10 protein-coding genes and 1 pseudogene are annotated in these 12145 nt (G+C 60.8%); 5 read left to right on the top strand and 6 right to left on the bottom strand.

Annotated features, from left to right (window positions below; all coding sequences use genetic code 11):
• A pseudogene (locus BGIM_RS49935) lies at positions 1 to 1506 on the bottom strand (hypothetical protein); the annotation flags it as partial.
• Between the two features lie 53 nt (positions 1507 to 1559).
• On the opposite strand from BGIM_RS49935, the gene BGIM_RS0111530 reads away from it, so the two are divergent.
• Positions 1560 to 2402, top strand: a complete 843-nt coding sequence (locus BGIM_RS0111530) for an alpha/beta fold hydrolase (RefSeq protein ID WP_202947249.1) — start codon at positions 1560 to 1562, stop codon at positions 2400 to 2402.
• Positions 2403 to 2422: 20 nt separating this feature from the next.
• Here the strand turns inward: BGIM_RS0111530 and glmM are convergent, their stop codons facing one another.
• From glmM to BGIM_RS0111505, 5 genes are all read right to left on the bottom strand, one after another.
• Positions 2423 to 3772, bottom strand: a complete 1350-nt coding sequence (gene glmM, locus BGIM_RS0111525; protein ID WP_020469930.1) for a phosphoglucosamine mutase — start codon at positions 3770 to 3772, stop codon at positions 2423 to 2425.
• A gap of 79 nt (positions 3773 to 3851) precedes the next feature.
• Positions 3852 to 4667 (bottom strand): TIM44-like domain-containing protein, encoded by an 816-nt coding sequence (locus tag BGIM_RS0111520; protein ID WP_020469929.1) that lies wholly within the window; start codon positions 4665 to 4667, stop codon positions 3852 to 3854.
• Positions 4668 to 4732: 65 nt separating this feature from the next.
• Complete coding sequence (locus tag BGIM_RS0111515; protein WP_020469928.1) at positions 4733 to 5542, bottom strand: TIM44-like domain-containing protein; 810 nt, start codon at positions 5540 to 5542, stop codon at positions 4733 to 4735.
• Positions 5543 to 5558: 16 nt separating this feature from the next.
• A complete protein-coding gene (locus BGIM_RS0111510) occupies positions 5559 to 6920 on the bottom strand; it encodes an acyclic terpene utilization AtuA family protein (protein WP_040889012.1) in 1362 nt (453 codons plus the stop codon).
• A 270-nt stretch (positions 6921 to 7190) separates the two neighbouring features.
• Complete coding sequence (locus tag BGIM_RS0111505) at positions 7191 to 8060, bottom strand: hypothetical protein (RefSeq protein ID WP_020469926.1); 870 nt, start codon at positions 8058 to 8060, stop codon at positions 7191 to 7193.
• A gap of 91 nt (positions 8061 to 8151) precedes the next feature.
• Between BGIM_RS0111505 and BGIM_RS0111500 the strand changes: the two genes are divergently transcribed.
• From BGIM_RS0111500 to BGIM_RS67070, 4 genes are all read left to right on the top strand, one after another.
• Entirely contained in the window at positions 8152 to 8898 is a 747-nt protein-coding gene (locus BGIM_RS0111500) for a glycosyltransferase family 2 protein (RefSeq protein ID WP_020469925.1), read from the top strand.
• Positions 8895 to 9251 (top strand): DUF2304 domain-containing protein, encoded by a 357-nt coding sequence (locus BGIM_RS62765; RefSeq protein ID WP_020469924.1) that lies wholly within the window; start codon positions 8895 to 8897, stop codon positions 9249 to 9251. The genes BGIM_RS0111500 and BGIM_RS62765 overlap by 4 nt, the downstream gene beginning before the upstream one ends.
• A 52-nt stretch (positions 9252 to 9303) precedes the next feature.
• Positions 9304 to 11907: a WD40 repeat domain-containing protein gene (locus BGIM_RS57325; protein ID WP_020469923.1), complete on the top strand. Its 2604-nt coding sequence runs from the start codon at positions 9304 to 9306 to the stop codon at positions 11905 to 11907.
• Positions 11907 to 12145, top strand: a 239-nt coding sequence (locus BGIM_RS67070) for a hypothetical protein (RefSeq protein WP_238537648.1), incomplete at its 3' end; no start/stop codon positions are given. The genes BGIM_RS57325 and BGIM_RS67070, both read left to right, overlap by 1 nt.

The following is a 12145-nucleotide window of genomic DNA, read 5'->3' as shown; positions in this document are numbered from 1 at the left end:
TTTGACGGCCGGAACCTTGTCCGCGTCCACGGCGGTCAGCGGCGGCATTTCGGCGTCAGATGCCGTCCCGCCCTTTCGGAGGGCGGCGCGGAGAGCGGCCACCTTCTCGGTCGGGATCGTGGTCGCCGTCAACACCGACGGCTGGCCGTCGGCGGGCGGGGCCGCTTGGATGATTGTCCCCGCGTTCACGGCCAGCCTGCCGATCTGCCCGGTCCGCTGTCGCGGGTGAGCCAAGATCATCTGGCCGGTCTCCCGGTCAACAACGTGCGTCCCGCCAACGAGCCAGCCGGTCCCGTCCAGAAGCCACTCGAACCCTTCATTTAAAATGCTTGGAGACGCGCGGGACGGCGGGACGGCGTCGGCCAGGCCGGTCGCCATGGACCAGACGACACAACTGCCCGCGAGGGGCGAGTGCATGTAGGTGGCCAACGCCGAGCCGTCCGGCGAGAAGGCCAGTCCTTTGAACTTGTCCGAAGACTTTTCCGGCTTTTTGAGTTGCCCGGCTTCTTTTCCATCGGCCGTGGCGTAGATGGTGATCACGCCTTCGTAGTCGGCGCGGGCGACGTAAGCCCCGCCGGGACTGACGGCCCACAGCCCGTTGGTATTCGCCGACAGTTTGACCCGCTCCTTCCCGGTCTTGAGGTCGATCACGCGGGCCCCGGCGTCTTGGAGCCGCTCATCGCCGCGAACGAACAAGGCGTCCGAGCCGACGAACAGACCGGTGGACGCCTCGCCGACTGTGGCTAGTTTCTTGCCGGTCGCCACGTCGAATGTGGTGAGGGTTTTTGAAAGGCCCCCGCCGGGTAACACGACGGCCGCCAGCGTGGCCCCGTCCCGGCTGAGGCAAACGAGGGTCAACTCGCCCGCTCGTCGGCCGGAACCGCCGGAGGCCAGCCCCAATTCCTTGACGGCCCCGGCCGTCTTTCCAGTCCGCAGGTCGTACACGTTGACGACCGGGCTATCGGGCACGCCATCGGTGACGGCGACATACGGGCCGCCGTCGGCCGCGAACACCAGCCGCCCGTAAGCCCGTTCGATGTTTTCGGGCAGCGGGATCGACAACTTCCAATCGGCCGGCCACACGACCGGCTTTTCTGCCGACGGGTCCGGTTTGGCGTGCCAGTCATCCCGGATGACAACAGGGACTGCGGCCGACTTGGCCGGTTCGACACGCGGGGTCGTAGCCGATTTGGGTGGTTCGACGGTCGGGGCGCCGCTCGGAGACGTGGCCGACTTGGTCGGTTCGACGGGCGGGGTCGTGATCGACTTGGCAGGCGGGGCCGGTTCCTGCTTCTTGTCGCAACTGACGTGGCCGACCGCCAGTACGGCCGCGAACAGCAGGGTGAAGCGGTTCATGAGCGGACCTTGGAGAATGATGACGGGAGTCTGTCTCGCCAAGTATACCAGCGGCCCGGCGGCCGGGCTACGAAAAGCGGCGGCCCGGTTAAACGGCCCCTGAATTAGCATGGATTTGAATAGGATGGAAATCCCGGCCAAATTGGTCAAACTCGGCCACTTCGTCTCTTGTGCGAAGACGGCTCGTTCGAGAGGGAATGACGATGAGATGGCCACCTGCGGAGCGTATGGTCGGCGGGGTTCGGTGTGTGGTATGCGATAGCGATCCCGGTCAGAGGGAGGCCGTGGTGTTTGTACATGGGAACCCCGGCCCGATGGATGATTGGGAGGAGTTGGCTCCGGCGGTTGCGGATTTTGCCCGCGTCGTCGTGATGGACATGCCGGGGTATGGGCGGGCCGAGCATCCGAGAAAATTCGATTACACCATCGAGGGGTACGCCCGTTATCTCGGGGAGTTGCTCGATCAACTGGCCGTCGAACGTGCCCATCTGGTGTTGCATGATTTTGGCGGGCCGTGGGGATTGCGATGGGCGGCCGAACACCCGGACCGGGTCGCCAGCGTCACGCTCATCAATTGCGGCGTGCTGGAGGGGTATCAATGGCACGGGTTCGCCAAAATCTGGCAGACACCAATTCTTGGGGAATTGGCCCAGTTGACGACCACCGCCTGGGGCACGCATTGGGCGCTCAACCGCATGAACCCCAAGCCGCTGCCGCGAAGTTTCATCGACCGGGTGATGAAGCATGCGGATTGGGGCCACAAACGGGCGGTGTTGAAGCTATACCGCGCTTCAAAGCATGTCGGGCAAAACTTCCCGCCGCTGCCCGAGATGGCGAAAACCCTGCCGGTGTGCGTCATCTGGGGGGCGGGCGATCCGTTTATCGATGTGAAGTTTGCGGAGAAGCAGAAGCAGTATTTCCCGATGGCCGAGATTCATGTCCTTCAAGGACTCGGTCATTGGCCGTTCATTGACGACGTGGAGGCCGTCAGAAAGCCACTGGTGGAGTTTTTGAAAAAGCAGGTCGGATCATCGGGCAAAGAATAAGCCCCAAGCGGCCGGCCGGTTCAGCAAAACTCCGCCGCCGCGTCGCACAACGTCTTCGCCTCGTCGGCGGTCGGGGCTTCGGCAATGATTCGCACCACGGGTTCCGTGTTGGATGAGCGAACGTGAATCCAACGGTCGGACCAGTCGAGGCGGAGGCCGTCTTGCTTGTTCACCTTGGCCTCGGGCCAGCGGCTTTCGATGGCGGTTAGCACACTGGCCAGCTTTTCCTTCGGCACCGTGTATTTCGTCTTCAGCATCGAATATTGCGGCAACCCGGCGATGAGTTCCGAGAGGGGTAAGCCGGTCTCGGCCATCAGGCTGAGGATCATCGGCATCGCCACGAAGGGATCTCGCACCCAGCCGACGCGGGGGTCGATCACGCCCCCGTTGCCTTCGCCGCCGATCACCGCCTGCGACGCCTTCATTCCGGCCACCACGTTGGCCTCGCCGACGGCGGTGCGGAAGCATTCGCTGTTGGCGTCGCGGGCCAGATCTTCAATCACGCGGGAAGTGGACATGTTGATGACCACCGGCCCTCGCTTTTGTGCAAGACGATACTTCACAGCCAGCGCGAGCGTTAATTCCTCCGAGACACACACGCCTTTTTCATCGATCAACGCCAGACGGTCGGCATCGGGATCGAGGACAAACCCGACGGCCGCCCCGGAGCGTTGGACTTGCGGGGCCACGTCTTGCAAGTGGGCAGGAATCGGCTCGGCCTCGTGCAGGAAGACACCGTCCGAGTCGCACCCTTGTTCGATAATTTCGCAGCCAAGTTGTTGAAGCAGCAAGGTTCCGAGGGGGCCACCCGCGCCACCGTTGCCATCGAGCAACACGCGGAAGGCCGAGCCGCACAGGTTCGCCACGCTGACGATGTCGCAGACCAGTTTCAGGTGATCTTCGGTCACATCCGGCGGCACGCGGGTTTCACCGATCTTGTCCCACGTCGCGTAATGCAGCGGACCGCTTTCAAAAAGTCGTTTGACATGAAGGCCGCGCTCGGCCGAGAGAACCGCCCCGTCGGCGCCGAACATCTTGAGGCCGTTCCACGGGGCCGGGTTGTGGCTGGCGGTGATCTGAATGGCCCCGGCCGCCCCGAGTTCGCGGACGGCCACGCCCACCGTCGGCGTCGGGGCGATGCCGATATCTTCCACGGAACAACCCGTCGACGTCAGCCCGGCGATGACGGCCTGCCGCAGCATTCGCCCGCTCGGCCGGCTGTCGCGGGAGACAACCACCCGGCCCCCTTTGAGGTACGTGCCGAGGGCCGCCGCGAAGACGGACACCCGATCCGGCGTCAACGACTGGCCGACGAGGCCGCGAATGCCGGAAACGGACACAATCAGATCGGAGGGTGCTGGCTGGCTCATGCGGGAATTGTAAGCCGCCGAATCGAATCCGGCGTCGCCAGCCGGGGGGAAAAGAGGTTGTTTTCCAAGGGAAGCGATCTTATTTTGCCGTCACATGCTCCAGCACGTCAGGTCCCGCCTCGGCGACCAAGTCTTCATAATCCGACTTACAGATGACATTCTTGGCTTCCATCACACTGTCCACGTCGGCCGGGGAACGGATCAGTTCCACCAGCCAGCGTTTTTCACCGCGACGAAGCGTCCAGAATTCTTGGAAATAGTAGGTCTTCTTGGTCCCTTCCACGACCTTTCCGGTTTCATCATCCTCCACGAAATCCTTTGACTTGGCGGTAATCATGGCTGTCACCGTCTGTTTGGTCTTTGGCCCGGCCGTTTCAATTTGAAGGATGTGAATGTCCGTCACCTCGACTTTGCCGAAGATGCGCCGCCGGCCTTTCTTTTTCATGGCTTTCAAGGCCGTGTGCAACTCGTCAGCCTGATCCTCGGTCAGCCGGTTCTCAATTTGTCCCACGGAGCGCCGTTCCATCGCTTCGCGCACCAAGAGATAGTATTCCTCAAAGATCTCGCAGAGATATTTTCGCTCCAGCCATTTGTCTTGGACGGCCATCAGTTTTAACAACACCCGAGTGGCCTTGTCGCGGGGCATGATGCTCCACTCGGGAACCCTCTCGTTTTTGAAATCGACGACCGGCTTGTGTTCGCCGCGAAGTTCTTCCTCGATTTGTTGTTTTTTTAAATTGGGATTTGGCGGAGTGTAAAACGTGTCGAGATACTTGTAAAACCGGATGAACAAGATCCCGGCGCCGCCCAGGATGGCACAAATCACCCCAATGACGATATCTCGAATTTCTTGGAAGTTAATGGCCGCCAGCAACACATTGTCGTTCAAACTCATCGCAAATGACCTTCTTGGCTGGCACAAGGAAAACAATGTCGTTTGGCACGAAAACAGTCGAGTTTTTACCTCCCTGACACATGCTCCAACACATCGGCCCCGGTCTCGGCTTTCAAATCTTCGTAATCCGACTTGGAGATGACGTTCTTGGATTCCATCACGCTGTCCACATCGGCCGAGGGGCGAATGAGTTCCACGAGCCAGCGTTTTTCGCCTCGCCGGAAGGTCCAGAATTCTTGGAAGTAATAGGTCTTTTTCGTTCCTTCCACGACTTTGCCGCTTTCATCGCTTTCGATGTAGTCCTTTGACTTGACGGTAATCATCGCCGTCACCGTCTGTTTGCTTTTCGGGCCGGCGGTTTCGATTTGCAGGATTTCGATGTCCGTTATTTCCACCCGGCCGAAGATTCGCCGGCGGCCTTTCTTCTTCAAGGCTTTCAAGTTGGCGTGCAGTTCGTCCGCGTGTTCTTCGGTCAGATATTTCTCGATCCGCTCCACGGAGCGCCGTTCCATCGCCTCGCGGACCAGCAAATAGGCTTCCTCGAACATCTCGCAGAGGTATTTTCGCTCCAGCCATTTGTCCCGAGCGGCCATGAACTTCAGCAGTTTCCGGGTGGCCTTCTCACGGTGAGCTACCTTCCATTCGGGCACTTTCTCGGTCTTGTACAAAATCTCGGGCTTTTTCTCGGTGTCGTCGAGAATGTCCGCAGGATCGACGGTCACCCGGCGGGCGTTGCGCTCGCCGAACATGGACCTCCAGACGGCCCTCAAAACAAAAATGCTGATCAAGAAGAAGCAACTACTTCCGGCGACGTAACCGAAGATGTATCCGCTTGTGTAAGCGTCGGCGAAGAGAATCAATGAAGAGGGGTTCATGGAGATTCTTTCTCGTTCAGGACATCCGGTGAATTTTGACCTCCGAATCGACGGCGGTCTTGCGAATCAACGCGGGCCAATAGGCGAACACATCACGGACGACGGGCCGGCCGGTCGTATACCCCGTCACCCCCGGCGGGCCGGACGTGACCAACGGGGCGAACTCGCGGGTGAAACGATCCACCTTCGCCTTGTCCGCGTCCCGCACGGCCACCCGCAGCACCACTTCCGGCGGGTCGACGGCGGCTTTCACCACATCGGGCACGCAGGCCCCGGCTCCGAGGGTTTCGATCAATGAATGGTCAAAGGCGGCCCCCGCGCGGGCCAGTCGGTCCAAAATCATTTGCCCGGCGAAACGGGCTTTCGCCGGGGCATCCGGGCCGAGGAGGACGAGCATTCCGCTCGCCGCGAATCCGTCCCGGTACGCGATGGAAACTTTATAGGAATCCGTCGCCGGGAGTCCTCGGAAGCTGGCGACGCTCACTACGTTCCGCGCTGGCTCCGCGAGTGTCACACTGGTGAAGTCGGCCACGACATCCGGCGTGAGGTAACGGGCCGGATCGCCGACCTCGTACAGCAGTTGCTCGGCAATGGTTTCAATGTTCCCTCGCCCGCCGGTCTTTGGCGGTTTCTCAATGTGGAAACCGCCATCGGCGGCGATGTCCGCGATCGGATAACCCACGTTCGCCAAGTCCGGCACGGCCTGCCAGTCGGTCCACAGGCCGCCGGTCGCTTGCGCCCCGCATTCGATCAGATGCCCGGCCACGGTGGCGGCCGAGAGGCGGTCCCAATCGTCCCACGCCCAGCCATGCTCGGCCATCGCCGGGCCGACCGTCAGGGAGGCGTCGGCCACCCGCCCGGTGATGATGACTTTCGCCCCGGCAATCAACGCCTCCGCGATAGGCTTCGCCCCGAGATAGGCATTCGCGCTTACCACCCGCGACCGAATGGTTTCAAATGCCTCGCCGGTGTCGAGGTTGGTCAGCGGATGCCCGGCCGCCAGCAATTCATCCAACCGGGGAAGCAAATCATCCCCGGTGACAATCGCCACCGGATGACTCGTCAATCCCGCATCGGCCAAAATGGCCGCCGACCGTTCGCCGCAGGAGAGCGAATTCATGCCCCCCGCATTGGTGACGATTTTCAGATCGGGCTGGTTCGCCAGAATTGGCCCGAGTTGTTTGAGGGTCTCCAAGAAATCGTGGGCATACCCAGCCTTGGGATCACGCTGCCGCAGCAACGCGAGAATGGACATGGTGAGTTCGGCCAGATACTCGATGGTGAGATAATCCAGCCGCCCGGTCCGGGCGAGATCGACGGGAGCATCCCGATTGTCGCCCCAAAAGCCGCCGCCGTTGCCGATTCTTGTTCGTTTCATGAGGTCAATCATCTGAAGAGGAGGAAAGAGAAGATTAACCACAAAGGCACAAAGATCACACAAAGTTTCACAAAGAGAACACAGCGAGATCGAAAACAGCAAGCGAAGAAAACCCCAAGGAAACAAAGAGAAAACTTATCGGAAGATTGTCTTTGCTTTGTCTCTTTTGACTTCTTCTCTTTGCTTCTGTTTTGATTTTTTCTTTGTGAAACTTTGTGTGATCTTTGCGCCTTTGTGGTTAGTCTTCTCTTTCCTTCTCTTCCCTGTTATTTAATCCTCGACCCGGTCTGCGTAAAAGCCCGCTTCGCGTTCGCCGATTTTGGTCGTTCCGGCGATGCCTTTGCCGTTGCCGGTGAACATGTAACCGCTGAAGCTTTGCGTTGTCGCGGGAAACTTGATCGTGAAAGTGATTTGGTGCTTCGGCATCCCGGCTTTGCCGGAAACCTCGTATTCGCGGCCGTCGCGGTCGGAGACGAACACGCCGCCAATCTCGCCGGTGTCGGTTACTTCCAACCGCAGTTCGCCTGTGCGGCGGCCGTCGTCGGAGAGTTTGTATTTTCCATTGAAGAAACGGGTTTCAAACACCTCGCCGACCACCAACTTCGGGGCCTTCTTCGGCACCACCCCGGCGATGGGTTTGGCCAGCACGTAAATTTTGGCGTCTTTGATTGGTTTCAGCGTGAATTGGTTCGGGTCTTTTTCGTTGGCCACCACCGTCAGGTCTCCGCCGATGGCTTCGGGAACCACCTGCCCGATGTCGAGGCTCATCCGCAGGCCGGGATAAACCTGGGTGTTGGCCCCTTGCACCAGCACGGCCCGCTCGGTGGTTCCGCGATAGGTGACGTATTTGTCGATCAGCAGAATGGTGGCGAACTTGTCCATGCCCAGCTTTTGCCGGGCCGGTTGGACCAGCAAGCGTGCAAAATGCTTGTCATTGGTGACGACGATCAACATGGCCGACGACGTGTCCGGCAAAACGCCGGTGAGTTCGCCGAGTTGGTCGGACGTGAGTTCCTTGGCTTCCTTCACGGAGCCATCCATCACGGCCTTGTTGAGCACCGGAAAGGTGTGATAGTCGAATTGTTCCGCATGCAGGGTCGCGGCCAGGACGGCCAGCGACAGGAGAGCCAGACGACGCATGAAAATACTCCGGAGAAGCGTGAGGGGGAGTCTACCCGACCGGCGGGGAAATGTCGAGCATCCCGTGACAAAGGAATAGAATGCCCGCGTCATGCGCCATCTGGTCGTCATCCCCGCGTTCAATGAGGAAGCCGCTCTTCCCGGCACGGTCGCGCGCCTGGGGGGACTCCCCGAGGAATACGAAATCCTGATCGTCAACGACGGTTCGCGGGACAGCACCAAACGAGTGGCCGAGGAACTGGCGGCCAGAAGCAACCGGCCATTGCACGTCGTCTCGCTGCCGGTGAATTGCGGCATCGGCGTGGCCGTGCAGACCGGCTACCGTTTTGCGGCGGCGGCCGGGGACCGGTTCAAATACGTCATTCAGTTCGACGCGGACGGCCAGCACGACGCCGAGTTCATCGGCCTGCTCGTCGCCCAATGCGAGTTCCAGCATCTCGACTTATGCGTGGGGTCGCGGTTTCTCAAAAACTTTGGCCCCGGTTCGCGATCCACGTTCTCCCGGCGAATCGGCATTCGCTTCTTTGCCCGGTTGATTGGGTTAATGTCCAATGTCCGTGTTACCGACCCGACGAGCGGCTTCCGTTGTCTCGGCCCCCGCGCGTGGGAGCGCTTTGCCGAGGCATACCCGGAAGATTACCCGGAGCCGGAATCGCTGTTCTGGTGCGCCCGCAACCGTCTGAACGTCGGCGAGGCGCCGGTGCGAATGTTCGAGCGGCAGGGGGGCGTGTCGTCCATCCGACAATTGCGGACGCTTTATTACATGGTGAAAGTTTCGCTGGCCATCATCTTCGACCGGTTGCGACGCCGGGAATCCCCCGCCGGGGCGGCTCCATGACCATCAACGCGGAAAATCTGATGCTCGTCGGCGGCGTGGGGGCGTTCCTGATGACGCTCCACTGGGTCCGTGTGCGCGAACTCCGGGAACGCTCGGCCATTGCCTGGCTGCTGGTCGCCACGCTGTTGCTCTTCACCGGCTTGTTCCCCGAAGTGATTGAGCGGGCTGCCGAATGGTCTCACTTGAGTTACCCGGCGGCCGTGTTGTTCGTGGCATTGACGATCATCTACCTGAACTCGTTCTTCGTCTCCGTTTCACTGACGAAACAATACCGCTGGAACGTGCGGCTGACGCAACAACTGGCGTTATTGGAGGAGCGGGTGAGGAGGATGGAGAAAGACACGAAAGAATAAAAGAGCGTCGCAAAGGCGACCTCGCCTCCCGAAATGACGCGGCCGAATCAACTTGAACCGGCCGGGATTCGCGACCATAATCAATCCGGCCGTCGTCTTCAAATCCGCCAACGCCGGCTTGCAAGGATTGTTCAAGGGAAGGCCATCGCTTCCCGTCACCCGTCTGGTTCCGCATGTTCGGGGCGCCCTGATGTTCCGTGTTTCGCCTCTTCCATTGCTCTTGGTTGCCCTCGCTTCTTCAGGCGCCGAACCCGGCCCGACTCCTCGCGAAATCAAAACCGACCTCGTCGGCGACCGGTTGCCGGATGGGGCGATCATGCGTCTGGGAAGCATCCGCTGGAGACTTGCCCACCCGGCCCTGCATCTGATGTTTGGGGAGGACGACCGGACGATTTTGGCTTGCGGTTACAATTCGCTGTTTGAAGCGGACCGAAAAACCGGCCTCGTCAGGCCCCGACTGGACGTGGAGTTGACCGGCGCCAATTTCGTCATCTCCGCCAACGGACGGGTAATGGCCAGTCTCGGCGCGCCTCAGATTCGCTGTTGGGATCTGACCGCCAACCAGCCGTTGTCGGCCATTGGGGAAGAAATCGGGCCCACGCGATACTCGCCGCCAACTCTTTCCACGGACGGCTCGCTGTTGGCGGCGGTTTCCAAATATGAAGACAAGACAGAAATTCATGTCTGGGAAACAGCCACCGGCAAGCGGTTGAATGCGTTTCCGGTCGAAGAGGACCAGGCGTCCGTGATGGCGTTTTCCCCCGATTGCAAGACTCTGGCCTACGGAGGCAGTGGCAAGGCGGTCCGCTCGCGTCAACTGGCCGCCAATCGTGAAGGGCCGGTGTTTCAGCACGACAATCACGTGACCGCCATCGCGTTTTCACCAGACGGTCGGATTCTGTCCGCCACCACCGAAAATGGCTATTTCCATTTGTGGGACGCCGCCACCGGCCGTTTGCGCGACTGGTGCACCTCCTCCGTCAAGTCTTTTCACGGTGACACGGTTGTTTTTTCGCCGGACGGGAAGTTGGCGGCCCATGCCACCGACCGAGACGTGATTCTTTGGGACACCGCCACCGGCCGGGAATTGAAAGTCTGGTCGGACCCCGGCCGGATTCGCGGCCTGGCGTTTTCGCGGGACGGCAAGACGCTGGCGGCCGGCGGGGAAGGGCAGGTCATCCGATTATGGGACGTGGCCACGAAAAAACTTCTCAATCCTCCCGTCGGGCACGAAGGTTTGATCCTTGATGTCGCGTTCTCCCCGGACGGGAGGAGACTGGCGTCGGCCGGCGAGGACGGAACCGTCCGAACATGGGACGTGACGACGGGCCGGGAACTGGGCCGGGCTGAAGGCCACACGGGGGCCGTCAACCAAGTCATTTTCAAGCCTGACGGCCGGTCCGTGATCTCCGTCGGCGCGGACAGATCGATTCGATGGTTGGAAGTTCCCGGCGGTCGCGAACAGGCTCATCAACGCCACCCCGTTCATCTGGAAGCCGCTCTCTCTCCGGACGGGACGTCGCTGGCATGTTTCATCGAAGGAGGTCACATCCGGTTGTTTGACGGAAAGACCGGTGAAGACCAAGGATTGCTCTCGGATAAACCAGCTCTCATCGCCCGGCCGGTCTTTGCTTCCGGCGGCCGCGTGTTGACGGGTTCTTATGGCCCGCGTTCGCCCATCCAGTTCTGGGATGTGCGAACGCGGGCTTTGTGGCGTTCCCTGCCGTTTGCGTCGCCCGATGACCCATTTCTCAACTCGCCGCTGGTGGCGGTGTCACCGGATGGTCGGGCGCTTGTGTCACAAGACGACAGCGGGAGGGTCAGATTGTGGGAGACAGCCACCGTCAAGGAACGCCGGAATTTCGGCGAATGGGACGAACACAGGGCGGGGCTGGCGTTCTCGGCGGACGGTCGGCTGCTGGTGGCCGCCAGCCGGGATGGCAATGTGTTGGTTTGGGATCTGGTCGAAGATCGGGAACTTCCCCGTTTGAACATGGGCCGCTTGGGCCATCATGCGCATGTCCCGCTGGTGTTTTCGCCGGATGGCCGGTTGTTGGCGTCGATCAAGGACGACACCACGATTTTGCTATGGCCCGCGCCCACAGCACCCCGGCCGACACAAAAACCAGCGTCATTGCCGGAGGCGACATGGGATGATCTGGCCTCGGCGGACGCCAAGAAGGCGTTCGCAGTCATGAGGGCGATCAGATCTCACCCGGCCGAAGGGTTAAAGATCTTGGAAAATCGTGTTCGGCCGGTCGTCACGCCAGACCCGGCGATGGTCGCCCGGCTGATGGCGGACCTGAATAGTGACCAATTCGCCATCCGCGAGCGTGCATCGGCCGGGCTGGCGAAACTTCGCGACTTGACTGTCCCGGCCCTGCGGGACGGGCTGAAGGCCAAACCAAGCCCGGAAACCCAAGCCAGAATCGAGAAGTTACTGACCGCCGTGGAAAAGAACCGCCTGGATTTGACTGCCGAAGAGGTGCGGGAAATCCGCGTGACGGAGATTCTGGAGGGAATGGGAACCCCGGAGGCCAAACAGCTTTTGGAAGCCCTCGCCAAAGGCGTCCCCGAGGCCCGGCTTACTCAAGAGGCGAAAGAGTCCCTGACCCGACTGAACTCGAAAGCCAGCCTCTCGGGGGGAACGCCTTGATGTTCCGCATCTCGTTTGTGTCGCTTCTCATGATCGCCCTCAGCGCTGGCGCCGAACCCGGCCCCGCCCCCCGCGAGATCCGAACCGATCTTCACGGTGACCGCCTTCCGGTCGGGGCCATTGCCCGGCTTGGGACCGTGCGCTGGCGGCCCGACGGCGCGGCCAGGTCTCTCGCCTTCGGGCCGGGCGACAAGACGATCTTCTCCTGCACAAATCGGGAACTGGTCGAATGGGACCG

Source organism: Zavarzinella formosa DSM 19928, assembly GCF_000255705.1.
Taxonomy (GTDB): Bacteria; Planctomycetota; Planctomycetia; order Gemmatales; family Gemmataceae; genus Zavarzinella; species Zavarzinella formosa.
This window is presented reverse-complemented; position numbering and strand designations above follow the sequence as displayed.